The following is an 18691-nucleotide window of genomic DNA, read 5'->3' on the forward strand; positions in this document are numbered from 1 at the left end:
CTAGCCCTCCTTGCCGAGCGTCGCGATCCGGCGGCGCTCGCGCGGGGGAACAAGTGCTTCGCTGACCTGCCAGAACCCGGTCACCGCCTGTTGCCCTGCATGGGTATAGGCACGGCTCATCGTGTCGCGCAGCGCCGTGAAAATCACGCTCTCGGCCGCTCGGCCGGCGTCGGTCAGGCGCAGTTCCTTCGCTCGCCGGTCGCGGTTGCCCGGACGCGTCGTCAGAAACTCCCGCGCCTCCAATTCCTTCACGACGCGGCCCAGCGACTGTTTGGTGATCCCAAGCAAGGCGAGCAGGTCCGAAATCGTAAGCCCCGGCTGCCGAGCGATGAAATAGAGTGCGCGGTAATGCGCACGCCCGAGCTCCTTTTCGGCGAGCCGCGCGTCGATCGCACGCCACAGCGAGGCGTGCGCGAAAAACAGAAATTCGATGCCCCGACGCACCTCGTCTTCGCGCAAGAAAAGAGCAGAGGCAGCGGGTACTTGTGAAAGAAAATTCTCATCCGGCATAGTCGCTACCGTTGCGCGCGGCGCCGGTCTTTGGCAAGAGGCGCGCTCCATAAACCAGCAAACACAGGTGTTTTCGCATGTCCGCTCCCGCTTTCACCCATCTGCCGCACTCCAATCTGATCGCGGACGATGTACGGGCGGCGGCGATCGCCGATCCGGCGTTCGGACGCGTCTTCACCGATCATATGGTGTCGATCCGTTATGCCGAGGGGCGGGGCTGGCACGATGCGCAGGTGATGCCGCGCGGGCCGTTGTCGCTCGATCCCGCGACCGCAGTGCTCCATTATGCGCAGGAAATCTTCGAAGGGCTGAAGGCGTATCGCCTCGACGACGGCTCGATGGCGCTATTCCGCGTCGAGGCAAATGCCGCGCGTTTCAACGCGAGCGCACGCCGGATGGCGATGGCCGAACTGCCTGAGGAACTGTTCATCGCCGCGGTCAAGGAAGCGGTCGCCGCCGATGCGAACTGGTTCCCGCCGGTCGACGGCGGTGCGCTGTACCTGCGCCCCTTCATGTTCGCGAGCGAGGTTTTCCTCGGCGTCAAGCCTGCCTCCGAATATCAGTTCCTCGTCATCACCTCGCCGGTCGGCAATTATTTCAAATCGGGCGCTCCCGCGATCTCGCTCTGGGTGTCGGAAGATTATACCCGCGCCGCACCGGGCGGCACCGGCGCCGCCAAATGCGGCGGCAACTATGCCTCCAGTCTCGTCGCGCAGCGTGAGGCGATCGCCAAGGGGCACGACCAGGTCGTCTTCCTCGACGCCGCCGAACATCGCTGGATCGAGGAACTGGGCGGCATGAACATGTTCTTCGTCTTCAACGACGGCAGCATCGTGACCCCGCCGCTGACCGGCACCATCCTGCCCGGCATCACGCGCGACGCGATCATCACGCTGGCCCGCGACGCCGGCCTGACGGTGCGCGAGGAACCCTATGCGATCGATCAGTGGCAGGCCGATGCGGAAAGCGGCAAACTCACCGAAAGCTTTGCCTGCGGCACCGCCGCAGTGGTGACGCCGGTGGGCAAGGTTACGCGCGGCGACGCAAGCTTTACCATCGGCGCAGGCGGCCCGGGACAGGTGACCGAAAGCCTCAAAGCCAAACTGGTCGATATCCAACGCGGCCGCGCCGAAGATCCCTATGGCTGGGTCACCCGGCTCTGACCCGCTGCTTGCCAAGTAGCGGAGAGGCGCTATAGACGCGCTCGCACCGGCGCATTGGGGCGTCGCCAAGCGGTAAGGCAGCGGCTTTTGATGCCGCCATGCGCAGGTTCGAATCCTGCCGCCCCAGCCAGCCGGTGCTGTGCCTCAGCCAAGGGACGGAAAACCTCAGGTTTCTCCCTTAACTGAGCAAGGCCGACCATCGCATTGGCATCAATTGCTACCAGTGGGTGGAGCCAGTGCCTGATGCCAGCAATCGAAAACGTGAACCGTCGCGGGGCCACCTACTGGTGGCGTCGCCGGGTGCGCTTCGCTGGACGGCTTGAACGTCCTATAACTATCGTAACAACGGTCAGCCTTCTGACGAAGGACCAGTCGGTCGCGCGACGGCGCGCGGCCGCTATGACCGGCCGAAGCGAGGTTGTGCGAATGAACTTATACGAACGGATCGAGCAGGAAGGACTGACCAGCGAGCAGGTGAACCATCTCTTTCGAGAAGAGATGGTGCGGTATCGCAACATGCTGGCGCATCAGTTGGCGGCGATCGAGAAGGACGGTGAGGGTAATGTCACCGCTCGCTTCCAGCAGATGCTTTCGATCTATGCAGCGTTTAACGGCGATTTCATCGCAAATGGCTTCGACGACTATATGGGCATTGAATACATCGGGTCATTCGACAAGCGCTTTCCGTCGCTGGACGACGAGGCCCGTGCCAATCTTTATGCGATGCTTGCCCAAGCAGGCGATGTTCCCGGCAATTTGCTGCATGAGGCAAAAGCCTTGCTGGAGCGGCTCGGCATTGAGCCATCGGCTGACCGCGTCGAAATTGCCCGGCAGGTCATATGTGGCGCACGGTTGACGGCCGCGGCAACCTACGACAACCCCGAAGTTCGCGCGATCGAACATAGCTTGGCGCTGATGAACGCGCTCGGACGAACGCCTCTGCAGACTTCGATGCCTCCCCCGATTTCCGCCCCTGCGCCTCCAAACGCGTGGAACGCCGGCACTATCGTGCCTGCGTCAGCATCGACACTCACCGATGCGCAGACCCATTATGCCGCCCTTAGCCCGGTGCAGGCGGTAGAAAAATATATGGAGCTGAAACCAAAGGCGCGGGGCCGGGACGATGCGCCGGTCCTGGCCGAGGGTGCGAACACCAAAAAGCGCAGGTCGCAGCCGAAGGTCTGGGGGACCAGCCAGAAGCGCCAGTTCAAGGCAGCGCCCTTTCTGTTCGGCAAGTCAAATAATGGCAAGGCCATGGCAGCAACATGCCAGGAAGACCTGAACCAGTTCTACGACCTGTTGAACCGGTTGCCGTCGTCGCATCATAAGTCGCCTCGACACGAAGCGATGTCGCTGGAGGAGATTTGCAGCGAGGCGCGCGATCGTCTTACTGAAAAAGAGGAGCGCAGCGAAGAAATCTCGTTCACGATTGGCCTCGACGTAGGCACGATCAACCGCCATTTCGCCAACCTCAAGAGATTATGTGCGTGGCTTGCAACGAAAACGCCAATGACGCCTCTCGATTTTTCAGATTTTATCCTCGATGAGGATGACAGGGACGAGCGCAACGAGCGCGACCCCTATACGATTGCGCAGGGTGAAGAATTGTTTCGTCTCGGCATCTGGACTGGAGGTGCGGGCGTGGATTTGCCTCGACGTTTGTTACTGACGCCGGGGGGTCCGATTTGGCATGATGCGGCCTATTGGGTCATGCCGCTGGTCTGGTATTCAGGTATGCGGCGGGAGGAAGCTTGTAAGCTTTTGGTCGATGATATCGGCGAAGAAGACGGTATCTTTTTTGTCAACATCAGGAAGACCTCCGCGGGCGGCGTCAAGAACGCGACCAGCGTGCGTAAAATTCCTGTTTGCGAAGAGCTGCGACGCTTGGGCTTCATGCATTATGTCCAAGCCGTGAAGGAAGCGGGCGAACAGTACCTGTTTCCGGAAATCCAGCCCGGCCGCGCAGGACGCGCGCTGGGAGATGTCTTTTTCAAGAATATATGGCTTCACATTAAGCCACGTCTGAAACTCGTGAAGCCGGGACAGGCGGTCCACAGCGGCCGGCATATGGTCAGCACCGAACTAAAGATGTTGCAGACATTCGAAGAATTTCGATCGGATCTGCTCGGCCAGAAGCCTGGCGGTGAAAATGCCAACCGATACGCGAGCGCCACACGCCTCCAAATCCTACTTGATGTTGTGAACCAGATACCAAAGGTGACAGCTCATCTGCCGGAAACCGGGGAAATTCGGTTACTCCCCGCTAGCATGCGTGGGTCGCGGCCGACCCGCGTGAGTGCCGGGCGGCGCAAGCGCGGTTGACACCTTGTCGGACTGCATGTCGAGCGGTAGTTAGGTGGCGATGCACGATCTATAGCGCGCTAGGGTCAGGACCCATTAATTGCGCGATCGAGGCGTCGGAATGGCGAAGATCTCGGGCTTGGGCGGGTGCAGCGGGTCGCGCCGCTACCCGCAAGGCCGCGCAGGCCTGAGATCGAAGCCATTTCGGCGTCCCTTCGGGAATTGACCGATTTTGCTCAGGGCCGCGTCAAAAAGTCTTGAAATATTGACCGGCCCCCACCGAGTGGTCCGGTTGGATTGTTAGTGCATTGACGCCTCCATCGCCAGTGTTGGCCGTAGGTGGAGCGAAGCGGAACCGGAGGGCGACACTGGCGATGGAACGACCTCGGGCGCCGGTGGTCGATACCCGAGCGAGCTGTGCGGCCGGACGGTGTTGTAATGACGCCGCCACGCCTCGATCAGGATGCGGGCCTCGGCGAGCGAGTAGAAGATCTCTCCGTTGAGCAGCTCATCGCGCAGCGATCCGTTGAAGCTTTCGCAATAGCCATTCTCCCATGGCGATCCGGGCGTGATGTAGAGCGTCTTCACGCCGACCTTCGCCAGCCATTCCTGCACCGCCGTCGCGATAAATTCCGGGCCATAGCACATTGGGAAGCTGCCTATTGGAGGGCCGCAATGCCTTGATGGGGACAAGGGCGCGTAGCGCCCGCCGGCTTCATCAAGGCAGTCATGACCGGCCAGCAGGTCTCTAAAGAGAAGTTGTCGACACAACCTTTGGAGGCTGACCGATCATGACCAAGCTGCATTCTACGCCACCCGACGCCGTCCTGGTAGCCATCGATATGTCGAAGCACCGCCAGGAAGTTCTCCTCGAACGACCGGAAGGCGGCCGCCGACGCCGTATGACCGTCATGGCGACGAAGGCGGACTATGACCGGCTGGCTGACGATCTGACGGCCATCGGCAGGCCCGTGATCGTCGGCTTTGAAGCAACCGGCAACTATCACCGCACGTTGGCGCATCGCTTGCTGTCCGCCGGGTTCGAGCTTCGCCTGATTTCGTCGGTCGCCTTGGCCCGGACACGCGAAGCGCTGCACAATGGCTGGGACAAGAATGATTCCAAGGACGCTCAGGTAATCCTGCATATGCTGAAGATCGGGGCGACGCAGCGCTATGTCGATCCGCTGGCTGCGGGCATCAACGATCTGCAGGAGATGTCGAAGACCCACGAAGCCATTTCCAAGGCGAAGACCCAGACCTGGCATCGGATCCTCACCCATTATCTGCCGCTGTATTTCCCGGAGATCGAGCGTTTCGCGGGCAATAGCCGGTCCGACTGGTTCCTGGCGCTGATCGAACGATTCCCGACGCCGGGCAGCATCACCTCGATTGGGCGCGAGGCTTTCACCGAGCAGGTCTGGCCGCTGATCGGCCGCAAGGTTTCCAAGGCCCGGGTAGTCAACGACATTTACGAGACGGCCTGTGCATCGATCGCGCTGCCGATCGACGAAGATTCCACGGCGGTCGCCATGTTCCGTATGGTTATCGCCCAAGCACGCACCCTGATTCAGCAGCGCAACGAGATCGAGCGGATTGCCCATCACGCGCTGGCGACGAACAGCGATTATCAGCTCCTGCGTATGATCCCCGGCATCGGGCCGATCAACGCCCTGACGATCCTGGCCGAGGCCGGTGACCTGCGGCGTTTCAGCCACCATCGCCAGTTCCTCAAGTTCTGCGGCCTCGACCTCGCCACCTACCAGTCAGGGATATTTCGGGGGCGGACCAAACTATCAAAGTACGGCAACGCTCGGCTGCGACGCACCTTCTGGATGGCCACGCAGGTCGCGATCCGACAACCCAACAACAGCTTCCGCGACAAGCTCTCCCGCTATGTCGACGGCCATGCCAGCGATCCCGATCGCCGCCGCAAGGCAATGACCGCTCTCACCGCCAAGATGGCGCGCGTCGTGCACGCCGTCATCAAGACGGGAACCGAGTACCGCCCGTTCGTCGAACGGGCGGACACCAGATGGAAGGACCCCTCTCTGCTGTGCCGTGAGGGCGCTACGGCGACCCTGTAGATAATGTTCGGGCCTTCCATCTGGCATGCGTATCTCATTTTAAGGACGGTGAGGACCACGATCCCGAGGATCGATGGATCCTGTGTTTGCTATGGCCGAGAGCGCCTTCCTTGACGATGGAAGCCATCTGGATCATAAAATCACCAGCGCCGATCACCTTCGGCGCAACGAGACCTGCTGGCATTTTCCCGCTACGCTTTCCCAACATAGGACGTTGTCAGACCGGATATGCGCCGGCGGACCGCGGGTGACGAACAGTTCGGCCAGCGCCGCGAGCACGTCGTCGCTCTTGAGCTTGCGCGCCACCGGCAACGCCAGGCACTCCCGGCTCGCCTCGTCGATGATCGACAGGATCCGGTATTTGCGACCGTCATGCGTCCGCCCTTCGACGAAGTCGTAGGACCAGACGTGCCCGGGATACTCGGGTCGCAGCCGGATACATGATCCGTCGTTCAGCCACAGCCGCCCGCGCTTCGGTTGCCTTTGCGGTAACTTCAGCCCCTCGCGGCGCCAGATACGCTCGACCCGCTTGCGGTTCACATGCCAGCCCGCATCACGCAGCAACGCCGTCACTCGGCGATAGCCATAGCGACCATATTGCCGGGCGAGCGCAATGATATCCTCGGTGAGAGCGGCTTCGTCATCAGCCCCGCGGGGCACCTTGCGCTGTGTCGATCGATGTTGCCCGAGCACACGGCAGAGCCGTCGCTCGGACACCGGCATCATCGTCCTGATGTGGTCGATACAGCGCCTGCGGCGCGCGGGGCTCAGAAGTTTCCCCGGGCAGCTTCCTGCAGGATCAGCTTGTCGAGCGTCAGGTCCGAGATCGCGCGTCGAAGCCGCTGGTTCTCCTTCTCCAGATCCTTCATCCGGCGCGCCTGGTCGGTCTTCAGACCGCCATATTCCTTGCGCCACCGATAATAGGTCTGCTCGCTGATCGCGATCCGACGGCACGCCTCGGCGGTCGTAGCGCCCTGCGCCAGCACAACCTCCGCTTCACGCAGCTTACCGATAATCTCTTCCGGGCGACGCTTCTTGCTCGGCATTCCATGTCTCCTTCGTCATCCAAAATATCATCAATTTTGGACCACTCAGAAGGGGGCAGATCAGATGTTAACAAGGTTCGGCACCGAGTTGGCAAGGTCGAGCAGTCGCAAGGAAGCTTTCGCTTCAATATCGCCAGCTCCGAGAGCGCTGATAGACAGCGGTACATCGATAATTCGCTCATCCCGCTTACGGGCAGTTACGACGATAGTGCTATCGTTGTCGTCAACTTCTGCCTCGGCGGAAGGCGGAACAGCCTCCTGCGCGAGGGAAGGCGTACTGACCAGAATAGCACCCAGAAAAACGAGAACTTACGCATCATCCTTCTCCCTTTGAATACCTGGTGACACGCCTCGAAGAGGAGACCCGGATCGGCAAAGGCGGGACCCTGGCGGCGCATCTGTCGCGGCTCGACCTGATCGTGCTCGACGAGCTCGGTTATCTGCCGTTCGCCCGCTCCGGAGGGCAGTTGTTGTTCCACCTCATCAACAAGCATTATGAGCGCGCCAGCGTCATCATCACCACCAACCTCGCCTTCGGCGAGTGGCCTGCGCGCGATCGGGCTCGAACCGGTGGCGCCTCGATCACTCGCTCTTCGGTGATCCCAAGATGACTACGGCGCTGCTCGACCGCGTCGCCCACCGCTGCGATATCATCGAGACGGGCAACGACAGCTGGCGCTTCAAAAACCGCAGCTGACCGCCACCTTCGGCCCTTTCAAAAATCCATCTTGCGCTGCGCGCGCCTCCGGGCGGGCTACGCCCGCCCTCCGCCGCACGCAGCGCAAGGCGACCCTCAACTAACCAGCATCATATCCGAAAAGGGGGTCCCTCTTCGACGCCGATCGGGAGTCCCTTTTGAACGCCGTTTGACAGCCCTAGATGTTCGAACTGATTCAATCCTAGAAGACTGCACACTTATCGATCTACCGCTTCGTCTCGGCACCCGGCATCCAGTGCGGCAAGTTCAGCAATCCGGTTGCAGAGTTCTCGATGCTCGCTCGATTCCTGATGACCTAGGTATTGCGCCGCGCGTGCATCGTCGGGGACCATCGTTGCGCCGGTATACCAAGGACACCAATCCGGGCTTCCCTTTGCACAGTGGAAGAGGTGGAGATGCTCCAATCACGGCTTGCGCGCGAATGCACAGGCGACCTTCACAGAATCGGCATTTTGCAACGATGCGCTGCACCGACTGTCAACCGATGTTGATCGAATTACGCAGTTGCTCCCAATATTGCGGCATCGCTATAAGGCGTTCGATCGTCACCGCTCCGAGCGGAAGCGTGAAATCCGCGATGCGAACCGTGCGCTCGTGGGCTGAAGGATCGAACATCAAACCGAACCTGGCGGGATCATCGACGGGCGTATCGATTGACCTTTGCAAGCGGCAACCAACCGTACGGGTCGATCAGCAATATCTTCTTCACTCCTTGCTCATCAGCTCTTCGCTGTGCGAGCTCAATCAGTTCGAGCGCCGGAAGCTCGAACCCGCTGAGTTTTCTGGCACGCAATCTATCTGGCGTAACCGGTCCGGTCAGTCCGGTAGCGAGTTCGGCAACGATGGCGCTTCCACGCGCGTTCGGGCGATCGATGTAAGCGGCAAAATAGGTCTCGCCCTCCGCGATATGCGATTTATCGACCACGATTTGAGCCACGCCCATCTCCTCGACACAAGAGAACTTTTATAGAACAAATCTCCTGGCGGAGCAAGGCGGCTCCACTCAAATGCATTCGCGATGGGGCGCCGAATTCCATTCGGGGCGGCTTGTCGCCGTTTGCTTCCGCTACCAGCAAGAATTTGTCTGCCGAGGGCAAGGCTGGCGCGCGGCGGTACGGCATGATGCAGGGCGGTGGCGCGAGGGCCATCCTGGGCGAAGGACGGATCATGGGTGAAATTTTCCGCAGCAAGCAAGCGTACGAAAGCGATCGCTCTAATCCGCCGGGCAAGGGGACAATGCGGTCGGACGGTTCGCAGTCGCGGCGAGGGAACAAGGCGACGGCGGACGGGACCATCGGGTCGGGCGCCATAGCCGCGGCTCTGCTGTTTGTTCGCTCGCGGAAAGGCGACTAGTGCTTGGATTGTTTGGAAAAGCGCAAGGCTGACATCGGGCGCGGCCATCCGGTCGACCCGCGCAATTATCGCCTGGAGTCTCAATCAGTTTCTGATCGCTTATCTCCCGTTCTCCCCGGGGGACTACTTCCGCCATCGCAGCTTCCGTGCTGCGGTGGCGGCGCTTTGTCAGGCTGTTAGCCGGCGATCACTACTGGGTGCGCGTCCGAAGCGAGCCTTATAGGCGGCCGAAAAATGGCTTGTGCTCCGAAAGCCGCAAGCGACCCCGATGTCGGTAACCGAAAGACCCGTTGACCGAAGCAGTTGTGCAGCCTGTTCGAGGCGAGGGCGCAGATAGCATTCTTGAACAGTCTGCTCCATTTGACGCATGAACAGCCGTTCAAGCTGCCGGACCGAGACGCCGGCGATGCGGGCGGGGTCGATCCCGGACGAGGGGTCCTCGACGGACGCTTCCATATGGGCAAGGACATTCAGGACTCGGTCACTCGCGACTCCGTAGCGATCGCGCAAACTCAGGCGCTGGGGTCTGTCTGCAGCCCGCGGTTCGCTCCGGATCAGCCAGTCGCTGACTTCGACCGCAAGGGCATGCCCATGATCGCGTTCGATGAGATCGACCGCGAGGTCGGGGCTGCCCATCCCACCCGCGCATGTGACGCGTCGACGATCTACTACAAAAAGTCCGGGGTCGACGGTCACAAGCGGAAATGCCTCCATGAAGGCGGCGCGATGCTCCCAGTGGATCGTGGCGCGATACCCGTCGAGAAGGCCAGCTTGCGCCAGCACATAGGGACCGCCCGAAATGCCCGCCAGAACCGTGCCGGTTCGCCCGAGCTTGCGGAGCCAGGCCCAGGTCGCGGGGTCCGAGAACCGGGTGGGATCGCCGCCGGCGAAAACGAACAAGGTCTCGCAATCGATAGATGTGTCGACGCCCTGGTCGGCGATGATGGTGGCCCCGTTCGATGCATGGCACGGCCCACCATCGGTCGAGATATGCGTCCATCGATGGAGAGTACGCCCCGCAAGGACGTTGGCCGCGCGAAAGGGTTCGACGACCGACGCATAGGACATGAGCGCAAATCCGTTCACGAGAAGATAGCCGAGGGATTTCTCCTGCGCTACATTCCCAAGGTCGCTCTGGCGCATGGATATGTCTCTATCAGATAAGCAAGCCAGTCGATAGCCGGTAAAGTCGGGGCTTCGCAATCTCCATCCGATAGGGCGCAGAAAACGCATGACGCGATACTCGATTTTCAGTCTGGCGCGGAACGCGCTGTCAGGTCACCGGAACTGGCGGCCCGCATGGCGCGACGCCGAACCGCGTGCGGGCTATGATGTGATCATCATCGGCGGGGGCGGACACGGTCTCGCGACTGCCTATTATCTGGCCAAGAATCACGGCATCACCTGCGTTGCGGTTCTCGAAAAAGGATGGATCGGTGGCGGCAATGTCGGTCGCAACACGACGATTATCCGCTCGAACTATGGGTTGCCCGGCAACGAACCTTTCTACGAATGGTCCATGCAGCTATGGGAAGGGCTCGAGCAGGACCTAAACTATAACGCGATGGTGAGCCAGCGCGGCATCCTCAACCTTTATCATTCGGATGCGCAGCAGGACAACTTCGCGCGCCGGGGTAACGCGATGCGTCTCCACGGCGTCGACTCTGCTCTCCTGGATCAAGATGGGGTTCGCAAGCTCGCGCCCTTCCTCAATTTCGATCACGCACGCTTTCCCGTGATGGGAGGGCTCTACCAAGCGCGAGGCGGCACGGCGCGACACGACGCCGTCGCATGGGGATATGCGCGCGGCGCGTCCGACCGCGGCATCGACATCATCCAGAACTGCGAGGTAACCGGCTTTCTTCGCGACCAGACCGGCGCGGTCGTCGGGGTGGAGACAAACCGCGGTGATATCCGTGCTGAAAAGGTCGGAATGGCCGTAGCCGGCAACTCGTCGCGCGTCGCGTCGCTCGCGGACCTCAAGCTTCCGATCGAAAGCCACGTCCTCCAGGCGTTTGTCAGCGAAGGGCTGAAACCCGTTATACCGGGGGTCATCACTTACGGCGCTGGCCATTTCTATGTGAGCCAGTCCGATAAGGGAGGTCTCGTCTTCGGCGGCAACATTGACGGCTACAACAGTTATGCGAGCCGGGGCAATCTGCCGGTGGTCGAAGATGTCTGCGAGGCGGCAATGTCGCTTATGCCGATGCTCGGCCGCGTTCGCATCCTCCGCGGATGGGGCGGGATTATGGACATGAGCATGGATGGCTCGCCGATCATCGATCATAGCCCCCTCGCCGGTCTCTATATCAATGCCGGCTGGTGCTACGGCGGCTTCAAGGCGACGCCGGCGTCTGGCTGGTGCTTCGCGCATCTCATTGCCACCGGCATGCACCACGAGACTGCGCCCGCTTTTCGTTTCGATCGCTTCGCGACCGGCCATCTCATCGACGAGAATGGCCAGGGCGCTCAGCCCAACCTGCATTGAGCCCAGCCATGCGTCTTCCTTGCCCTTATTGCGGTGACCGCAACGCCCAGGAATTCATTTATCGGGGCGACGCCTCGCCGGTGCGTCCCGAAGATGACGCCGGATTCTTCGAATATGTCTATCTTCGCGAAAATTCGGCGGGGCCGATCCGCGAGCATTGGTATCACGCCCAAGGCTGCCGGAACTGGCTGGTCGTGACGCGGGATACGAGGACGCACGAGATTTTCGGCTCCAAATTCGTCGGGGAGGACAGGACATGAGCCGCCTTGTCGATGGCGGGCTTATCGACAGGACCAGCCCGCTCGCGTTCACCTTCGATGGTAAGGCCTATCAGGGCTTCGAAGGCGACACCCTCGCATCGGCGCTTATCGCTAATGACGTGAAGCTGGTAGGCCGGTCGTTCAAATATCATCGGCCACGCGGCATTCTTACAGCAGGCGGTGAGGAGCCCAACGCACTCGTGACTCTGCGTACCTGTGCGCGTTCGGAACCCAATTCCCGCGCGACAACTGTCCCGTTGTTCGATGGGCTCGTAGCGCAGAGCCAGAATCGCTGGCCGAGCCTCGCGCTCGATCTCCTTGCCATCAACCAGCACGCCTCGCCGCTTTTTGTTGCCGGCTTCTACTACAAGACTTTTATGTGGCCGGCGAAATTCTGGGAGAAGCTTTACGAGCCGCTGATCCGCCGCGCGGCGGGTCTCGGCAAGCTCTCAATGCTTCCCGATCCCGACAGCTATGACCGCGAGCATGCCTTTTGCGACATCCTCGTGATCGGTGGCGGCCCGGCCGGCCTGGCCGCCGCTCTCACGGCGGGCCGCGCCGGATTGCGAGTGATTTTGGCCGAAGACGACGCCCGGCTCGGCGGCCGGCTGCTCTCCGAGCGACACGAGATCAATGGCCTTTTCGGAGCCGAATGGGCCGCGGAGGTTGGGCGCGAACTTGAGGCGCTTCCAAACGTTCGGTTGCTCACACGCACCTCTGTTTTCGGTGTTTATGACGGCCAGGAATATGGGGCCGTCGAGCGTATATCGGATCATATGGCGGTGCCTCGCCCCGGTCAGCCCCGTCAGCGCCTCTGGAAGATCGTGGCGCGGCGAGCGATCCTGGCGTCTGGTGCGATCGAAAGGCCGATCGTCTTCGGTGGAAACGATCGTCCCGGCGTAATGATGGCCTCGGCCGTCTCTACCTATCTGAACCGCTATGCCGCGGTGCCGGGTAAGCGGGCGGTCATTTTTACATCGACCGACAGCGGCTGGTCGACCGCCCATGACCTCGTCGAATCGGGCATTGAAGTGGCCGCGGTGATCGACAGCCGGGAGGGCGAACCTCCCACGGCCCATCTGCTTCGGGCGGCGGGAACGGAAATCCTGTGCGGATCGCGCGTCGTCAACGTGAGGGGGAGCTGTGTCCGGGCCGTCGATGTACGGACGAAGTGCGGAGCCGAGCGGACGATCGAGGCGGATTTCCTGGCGATGGGTGGGGGCTGGAACCCGGCGATCGGACTCGGCAGCAACATGGGATCCCGTCCGGTCTGGTCCGCGATGATCCATTCATTCGTTCTCGACAAGACGCCGCCGGGTTTTGCTGCGGCAGGGGCCGCTTCAGGGCTGTTTGGTCTCGCAGATGTGCTGCACGGCGGAACGGCGACGGCGATCGAGGCAATCGGGGATCTCGGGGCGAACGTTCCGGGTGCGGCGCGAATCTCTGCGATCAACGAACCGTGTGGTGTCAAGCCGATCTGGCATGCGGGTCCGACGAAATCGAAGGCCTTTGTTGATTTTCAGCACGACGTAACGGACGATGATGTCGTGCTGGCGGCGCGCGAAGGCTTTGTCTCAATCGAACATCTCAAGCGCTACACAACGCTTGGGATGGCGACCGACCAAGGCAAGACTAGTCAGCTGAATGGTCACGCTCTTCTCGCCGCGGCAACCGGAAGATCGATTGCTGAGACGGGTACTATCCTTTCGCGGGCGCCATATCAGCCGATCGCGATTGGCGTGCTCGCCGGTCATCACCGGGAGGAATATTACCGCCCGGCGCGGCACACTGCGGGGCATGGCTGGGCCAAAGAGCAAGGTGCGACATTCGTCGATTCCGGCCCATGGAAACGTGCGCAATGGTTCAGCCGTGAAGGCGAGAGCGATTGGCTGGAGACCGTAAACCGCGAAGTGAAAACGACACGCGGGGCCGTCGGCGTGTGCGACGTGTCGAGTCTCGGCAAGATCGATATTCAGGGCCCGGACGCTTCGACGCTGCTCGACCGCCTCTATATCAACATGTTCTCGACGCTCGGAATCGGCAAGGCGCGCTATGGCCTGATGCTGCGCGACGACGGCTTCGCTTTAGACGATGGCACAACGACACGCTTTGCCGAAGACCGCTTTTTCATGACCACGACAACCGCGAATGCTGGCCGCGTGATGCAGCACATCGATTTCGCGCGACAGGTTCTCTGGCCGGACCTTGATGTTCAGGCGGTGTCCGTCACCGAGCAATGGTCGACCTACGCCGTGGCAGGTCCCCTTGCGCGTGAACTCACGGCGCGCCTGTTTCCGGATTTCGATCTCGGAAACGAGAGTTTCCCCTATATGGCGGCGGCGGAGACAGAATGGGCCGGCTATCCCGCACGGCTTTTCCGCCTCTCCTTTTCGGGCGAGCTTGCCTATGAGGTGAGTGTTCCCGCCAAACTCGGTGACCGCCTCGTCCGCGCCCTGTTCGAGGCTGGCCATGATTTAGGTGTCACACCATATGGCGTCGAGGCGCTGAGCGTGATGCGCATTGAAAAAGGCCATGCTGCGGGTAACGAGCTCAACGGCCAGACGACCGCGGCAGACCTCGGCATGGGCCGCATGATGTCGAAAAAGAAGGAATTCATCGGCCGGATCATGGCCGGAAGGCCGGGGCTCGCCAGCCCCGATCGGCCGGCGCTCGTAGGGCTTCGGCCGGTCGATCCCGGCTCGCCCCTTCGGGCCGGCGCGCATCTGCTTTCGCCGGGCGCCCGGGCGATCGCGTCAAACGACGAGGGCTATGTCAGTTCGTCCGCTTTCTCGCCCACGCTGGGCCATTCGATAGCGCTCGCTTTCCTTGCGAACGGACGGGAGCGCCACGGGCAAAGTGTCATTGTCCACGATCCGGTGCGCGGCCCGGATGTCGAGGCGCTCGTCTGCGATCCTGTTTTCGTCGACCCCGAAGGAGTGCGTGTCCGTGGCTGAAGCATTCGCAAGTCGGGAACTCAGCGACTTTGGCTTGGCCGCCGTCGCGGCTCGCAAGGACGTTACAGCCGGCGCGATTGGCCAGCGGCTCGGGATTGAGCTCGAGGACCGCAGCGGCTTGCAACATGGAGCAGGAACGGCGCTAATCGGAACCGGGCCGGGGCAATGGCTGGTCTTTGTGGACGAAGCGGATTCGCACTGGCCCTTACGCCTCGCCGAGATGCTTTGCGGTGTGGCATCGGTCTCGGACCAGTCGAGCGGTTATGTGATCACGCGCCTGACGGGCAAGGTTGCCCCGACCGTCCTCCAGCGCGGCATGTCGATCGACCTCGATCCCGCCATGTTCAAGCCGGGTGCCTCCGCGGCTTCGGCGATCGCCTACATTCCGGTCCACATGTGGCGGGTCGATGACCAGACTTTCGATGTCGCCATTCCCCGAAGTTACGCCGAAAGCTTCCGCCATTGGCTCGCCGCCGTGACGGCGGCGCTTTGATTTCACGAACTGCGAGAAAGACATGACCGTCGTATCCCATATCCTCACGCTTTCCTGTCCCGACCAGCCCGGTATCGTTGCGCGCGTCACCGCCGAACTTTACCGGCACGAGGGCAATATCCGCGAAGCCAGCCAGTTCGACGACGTCGAGACCGGTCGCTTCTTCATGCGCGTTGAATTTACACTTCCCGAGGGCCGCGATATCGCCGACCTGATTGCAAGTTTCGGCCCGCTTGCGCTGCGCAACGAGATGGCCTGGGCCATCCGTTCGAGGGCCGATCGAAGGAAGATATTTCTTCTTGCCTCGAAGTTCGACCATTGTCTCGTCGACCTCCTCTACCGCCAGCGGATCGGCGAGCTGGCGATGGATGTGGTGGGTATCGCTTCAAACCATCCGCGGGAAACTTATGGCAGCGCTGATTTCGGAGATATTCCCTTTCATCATTTGCCGATCACCAAGGACAGCAAGCCCGAACAGGAGGCCAGGATCAAGGCGCTGGTCGAGGAGAGCGGAGCCGAACTGATCGTACTCGCGCGCTATATGCAAATCCTCTCGGACGATCTTGCTGCCTATCTTTCGGGGCGCTGCATCAACATCCATCATAGCTTTCTGCCTGGGTTCAAAGGTGCCAAACCTTATCATCAGGCCCATTTGCGCGGCGTGAAAATGATCGGCGCGACGGCACATTATGTGACCGCCGATCTCGATGAAGGGCCGATCATCGCGCAGGATGTCGAACAGATCACCCATGCAGATTCGCCCGAGGCTCTTGTTCGCAAAGGCCGCGACATCGAGCGCCGTGTATTGGCCCGCGCGGTCCGCTATCATCTCGACGACCGGGTCCTCATGAACGCCGGCAAAACGGTCGTTTTCTCGGACTAAGAGAGATGGCCAGCATCATTGACGGAAAGGCGATCGCCGCACAGGTCGAAGCCGAGGTGGCGGCGTCGGGCGCTGCGCTTTTGCGCGACCACGGCATCCAGGCGGGCCTCGCCGTCGTCCTCGTCGGCGAAGATCCGGCGAGCCGTATCTATGTCAGGCGCAAGATTGCGCAGACTCGCAAAGCGGGCATGCTCTCGATCGAACATCGGTTGCCTGCCGAAACGAGCGAGGCCGATCTCCTGTCGCTTATCGAAGCGCTTAACGTCGATCCAACCGTGCACGGCATTCTGGTGCAGTTGCCGCTCCCGCCCCAGATCGATGCGAACCGGGTCCTCGACCGGATTGACCCCATGAAGGATGTCGATGGCTTCCATCCGGTGAATGTCGGGCGCCTTTCGACGGGGACAGGCGGCCTCATTCCGTGCACCCCGCTGGGTTGCATGATGCTTCTCGACACCGTGATCAGTGATTTTCGCGGGATGAAGGCTGTTGTGATCGGCAAATCCAATATCGTGGGCAAGCCTGTCGCGATGCTCCTCCTCGAGCGCGAATGCACGGTGACGGTAACCCATATCCACACGCGCGGTTTGCCGGAGATCGTTCGCGGCGCGGACATCGTGGTCGTCGCGGCCGGCTGCCCGGGGCTCGTGCGCGGGAACTGGGTGAAGCCGGATGCCATTGTGATCGACGTCGGTATCAACCGGATCGAAGGACCCGACGGTCAGCCGACGCTCGTCGGAGATGCCGCATTTGGAGAGCTCGGTCACGCGAGGGCCATCACACCCGTTCCGGGCGGCGTCGGGCCGATGACGATCGCCTGCCTGCTGCGCAACACCATGGATGCAGCCAGTCGTCATGCGACCGTCCGCTGAGTGCCCGGGGAATGCGCCGTGACCAAGCACGGCACGATCATCGCGAAAGTATCCGGCATAGCGCCAATCGTTGATCGTCGCAGCGATTGCCGGCAAAAACGGTCTCGACAGTTCGCTGTTAAGAAGCGGCCCGGGGCCGAGCGTTTGCTTCAACGACCTTTAATTCTCCACGCGGACGGAGGCGCGGGCAGCGAGATCCGCGAGGAGCGCCCGCGCCGACCACAGGTAGAATATCGCTGGCAGGACATGGAGGCTGGCGACCGCGATCGAGGCTTGACGAAGGCCGTGAGAACCATATTGCGCAGTGAAATGGTCACTGAGCGCGCCGACAATGAGCGGACCGCCTCCAAGGCCGATAATGCTCGTGAGCAGGGTCATGAACGCGACCGCGAGCGCGCGGATTCTGGGATCTACCGTGTTGTGGATTGTAGCGAAGACGCCGCCGGTCGAGACACTGAGAATGATGGCGGAGAGCCCGAAGAGCAGCAGCGACAGGGTCGCGTCGGCGACCATATAGCTTAGCACCGAACAGCCGCACGCGACGCTGTGGCACATCGCGGCGAGCCAAGGCGCCCACCGCGGATCGCGTGTCATCAACCGCTGGGTGAGATAGCCGCCGGCGATAAGCCCGAAGGCACCGCCAAGGCCGACGACAACAGCAATTATGCTCCCAATCTGCGCCGCTGAAAGGCCGTGGCTGCGCATGTAGAAGGCCGGAACCCAGTTCTGCAGGCCAAAAATGACGAGATTGCTGAAGGCGAGAGCAACGCAGATCAGCATATAGCTGGGGGTGGTGAACAAGGCCCGAAAAGCCGGCCAAGTTGCAACGGGCGCAGCATTCGCGACGAAGCCATCGAACTGTCCATGCGGCGGATCCTTCATCGTCAGGCGTACGAGCAAGGCCACGAGAAGTCCGGGAACGGCAAGGATGAGGAGCGTCGCGCGCCAGCCGTAGAGCGCCACCAGAATTCCCGCACCGCCGATCCCCAAAACCTTGCCGAGCATCACGCCCGACGAGAAGAGCGAGAGTGCGAAAGGGCGTTTCTCCTTCGGGAAAAGATCGGAGATGATCGATTGGCCGGTAGGGATGCAACCCGACTCACCGGCGCCGGTCCCGACGCGGGCAACGATAATCTGCCAGAAATTCTGTGCGAGGCCGGTAAAGCCGGTCATGACGCTCCAAACGGTGAGAGCGGCGGCGAGAATGTTGCGCCGGTTGCCGCGGTCAGCAAGCCAGGCGATCGGAAGCGCCGAAACCGAATAGCCGACCGAGAAGGCAGCCCCGGTCAAGAGGCCGATCTCAGTATCGGTGAGCTGCAGATCTGCCTTGATATATTCGACGAGGACAGAGATCGACCAGCGGTCCATGAAATTGATCGCGTTGACCAAGATAAGCAGGCCGAGCACATACCATGTGTAAAGCGGAATCTTGTCGGTCGGATCTTGCGAAGCGATGGCGGGAATTGCTGGGTTGGGCCGTGTCAAATGTGCACCCCTTTTAGTTTCTAACCGTAGCGACGCGATACCTGAGGAACCCCGGGCGTCCCAGTCTGGACCCAAAAGTCG

13 protein-coding genes, 1 tRNA gene and 4 pseudogenes are annotated in these 18691 nt (G+C 61.3%); 11 read left to right on the forward strand and 7 right to left on the reverse strand.

Features of this window, described 5'->3' with window-relative positions; genetic code table 11:
- Positions 1–510: a MarR family winged helix-turn-helix transcriptional regulator gene (locus KEC45_RS01265; RefSeq protein WP_062184817.1), complete on the reverse strand. Its 510-nt coding sequence runs from the start codon at positions 508–510 to the stop codon at positions 1–3.
- A gap of 77 nt (positions 511–587) precedes the next feature.
- Between KEC45_RS01265 and KEC45_RS01270 the strand changes: the two genes are divergently transcribed.
- The 3 genes from KEC45_RS01270 to KEC45_RS01280 all read left to right on the forward strand — a co-directional run bounded on the left by KEC45_RS01270 (position 588) and on the right by KEC45_RS01280 (position 3995).
- Complete coding sequence (locus tag KEC45_RS01270) at positions 588–1673, forward strand: branched-chain amino acid aminotransferase (RefSeq protein WP_062184814.1); 1086 nt, start codon at positions 588–590, stop codon at positions 1671–1673.
- A 55-nt stretch (positions 1674–1728) separates the two neighbouring features.
- Positions 1729–1803, forward strand: a tRNA-Gln gene (locus tag KEC45_RS01275).
- A 296-nt stretch (positions 1804–2099) separates the two neighbouring features.
- Complete coding sequence (locus KEC45_RS01280; protein ID WP_252171320.1) at positions 2100–3995, forward strand: integrase; 1896 nt, start codon at positions 2100–2102, stop codon at positions 3993–3995.
- A 279-nt stretch (positions 3996–4274) separates the two neighbouring features.
- On the opposite strand, the pseudogene KEC45_RS01285 reads toward KEC45_RS01280, so the two are convergent.
- Positions 4275–4613 (reverse strand): annotated as a pseudogene (locus tag KEC45_RS01285) (integrase core domain-containing protein); the annotation flags it as partial.
- 152 nt (positions 4614–4765) lie between these two features.
- Between KEC45_RS01285 and KEC45_RS01290 the strand changes: the two are divergent.
- Positions 4766–6062, forward strand: a pseudogene (locus KEC45_RS01290) (IS110 family transposase).
- Between the two features lie 209 nt (positions 6063–6271).
- Here the strand turns inward: KEC45_RS01290 and KEC45_RS01295 are convergent.
- Positions 6272–7104: pseudogene (locus KEC45_RS01295) on the reverse strand (IS3 family transposase); the annotation flags it as partial.
- Positions 7105–7442: 338 nt separating this feature from the next.
- On the opposite strand from KEC45_RS01295, the pseudogene KEC45_RS01300 reads away from it, so the two are divergent.
- A pseudogene (locus KEC45_RS01300) lies at positions 7443–7801 on the forward strand (ATP-binding protein); the annotation flags it as partial.
- Positions 7802–8299: 498 nt separating this feature from the next.
- On the opposite strand, the gene KEC45_RS01305 reads toward KEC45_RS01300, so the two are convergent.
- From KEC45_RS01305 to KEC45_RS01315, 3 genes are all read right to left on the reverse strand, one after another.
- On the reverse strand, positions 8300–8437 hold the full coding sequence (locus KEC45_RS01305) for a hypothetical protein (protein WP_252171321.1): 138 nt from the start codon (positions 8435–8437) through the stop codon (positions 8300–8302).
- 19 nt (positions 8438–8456) lie between these two features.
- Positions 8457–8759: a hypothetical protein gene (locus KEC45_RS01310; protein ID WP_252171322.1), complete on the reverse strand. Its 303-nt coding sequence runs from the start codon at positions 8757–8759 to the stop codon at positions 8457–8459.
- 584 nt (positions 8760–9343) lie between these two features.
- On the reverse strand, positions 9344–10318 hold the full coding sequence (locus KEC45_RS01315) for a GlxA family transcriptional regulator (protein WP_252171323.1): 975 nt from the start codon (positions 10316–10318) through the stop codon (positions 9344–9346).
- Between the two features lie 88 nt (positions 10319–10406).
- On the opposite strand from KEC45_RS01315, the gene KEC45_RS01320 reads away from it, so the two are divergent.
- The 6 genes from KEC45_RS01320 to KEC45_RS01345 are packed head-to-tail and all read left to right on the forward strand — an operon-like array spanning position 10407 to position 17125.
- A complete protein-coding gene (locus KEC45_RS01320) occupies positions 10407–11663 on the forward strand; it encodes a sarcosine oxidase subunit beta family protein (protein WP_252171324.1) in 1257 nt (418 codons plus the stop codon).
- Between the two features lie 8 nt (positions 11664–11671).
- Positions 11672–11923 (forward strand): sarcosine oxidase subunit delta, encoded by a 252-nt coding sequence (locus KEC45_RS01325; RefSeq protein ID WP_252171325.1) that lies wholly within the window; start codon positions 11672–11674, stop codon positions 11921–11923.
- Positions 11920–14877: a sarcosine oxidase subunit alpha family protein gene (locus tag KEC45_RS01330; RefSeq protein ID WP_252171326.1), complete on the forward strand. Its 2958-nt coding sequence runs from the start codon at positions 11920–11922 to the stop codon at positions 14875–14877. Before KEC45_RS01325 ends, KEC45_RS01330 begins: the two co-directional genes overlap by 4 nt.
- Positions 14870–15370, forward strand: a complete 501-nt coding sequence (locus KEC45_RS01335) for a sarcosine oxidase subunit gamma (protein ID WP_252171327.1) — start codon at positions 14870–14872, stop codon at positions 15368–15370. Before KEC45_RS01330 ends, KEC45_RS01335 begins: the two co-directional genes overlap by 8 nt.
- Before the next feature lie 22 nt (positions 15371–15392).
- Complete coding sequence (gene purU / locus KEC45_RS01340) at positions 15393–16253, forward strand: formyltetrahydrofolate deformylase (protein ID WP_252171328.1); 861 nt, start codon at positions 15393–15395, stop codon at positions 16251–16253.
- A 5-nt stretch (positions 16254–16258) separates the two neighbouring features.
- Positions 16259–17125 (forward strand): bifunctional 5,10-methylenetetrahydrofolate dehydrogenase/5,10-methenyltetrahydrofolate cyclohydrolase, encoded by an 867-nt coding sequence (locus KEC45_RS01345; protein ID WP_252171329.1) that lies wholly within the window; start codon positions 16259–16261, stop codon positions 17123–17125.
- Between the two features lie 159 nt (positions 17126–17284).
- Here KEC45_RS01345 and KEC45_RS01350 read toward each other — a convergent pair whose 3' ends face one another.
- The gene (locus KEC45_RS01350; RefSeq protein WP_252171330.1) at positions 17285–18610 is read right to left on the reverse strand and encodes an MFS transporter; all 1326 of its coding nucleotides are present in this window, start codon (positions 18608–18610) and stop codon (positions 17285–17287) included.
- Positions 18611–18691 lie beyond the last annotated feature (81 nt).

Origin of the sequence: Sphingopyxis sp. USTB-05 (assembly GCF_023822045.1) — a bacterium.
Taxonomy (GTDB): Bacteria; Pseudomonadota; Alphaproteobacteria; order Sphingomonadales; family Sphingomonadaceae; genus Sphingopyxis.

Bases quoted from the DNA above. Each gene is read 5' to 3' on its own strand.
- KEC45_RS01325 (WP_252171325.1), top strand. From the start codon at position 11,672: ATGCGTCTTCCTTGCCCTTATTGCGGTGACCGCAACGCCCAGGAATTC.
- KEC45_RS01315 (WP_252171323.1), bottom strand. From the start codon at position 10,318: ATGCGCCAGAGCGACCTTGGGAATGTAGCGCAGGAGAAATCCCTCGGC.
- KEC45_RS01330 (WP_252171326.1), top strand. From the start codon at position 11,920: ATGAGCCGCCTTGTCGATGGCGGGCTTATCGACAGGACCAGCCCGCTC.
- purU (WP_252171328.1), top strand. From the start codon at position 15,393: ATGACCGTCGTATCCCATATCCTCACGCTTTCCTGTCCCGACCAGCCC.
- KEC45_RS01320 (WP_252171324.1), top strand. From the start codon at position 10,407: ATGACGCGATACTCGATTTTCAGTCTGGCGCGGAACGCGCTGTCAGGT.
- KEC45_RS01345 (WP_252171329.1), top strand. From the start codon at position 16,259: ATGGCCAGCATCATTGACGGAAAGGCGATCGCCGCACAGGTCGAAGCC.
- KEC45_RS01280 (WP_252171320.1), top strand. From the start codon at position 2,100: ATGAACTTATACGAACGGATCGAGCAGGAAGGACTGACCAGCGAGCAG.
- KEC45_RS01265 (WP_062184817.1), bottom strand. From the start codon at position 510: ATGCCGGATGAGAATTTTCTTTCACAAGTACCCGCTGCCTCTGCTCTT.
- KEC45_RS01270 (WP_062184814.1), top strand. From the start codon at position 588: ATGTCCGCTCCCGCTTTCACCCATCTGCCGCACTCCAATCTGATCGCG.
- KEC45_RS01305 (WP_252171321.1), bottom strand. From the start codon at position 8,437: ATGTTCGATCCTTCAGCCCACGAGCGCACGGTTCGCATCGCGGATTTC.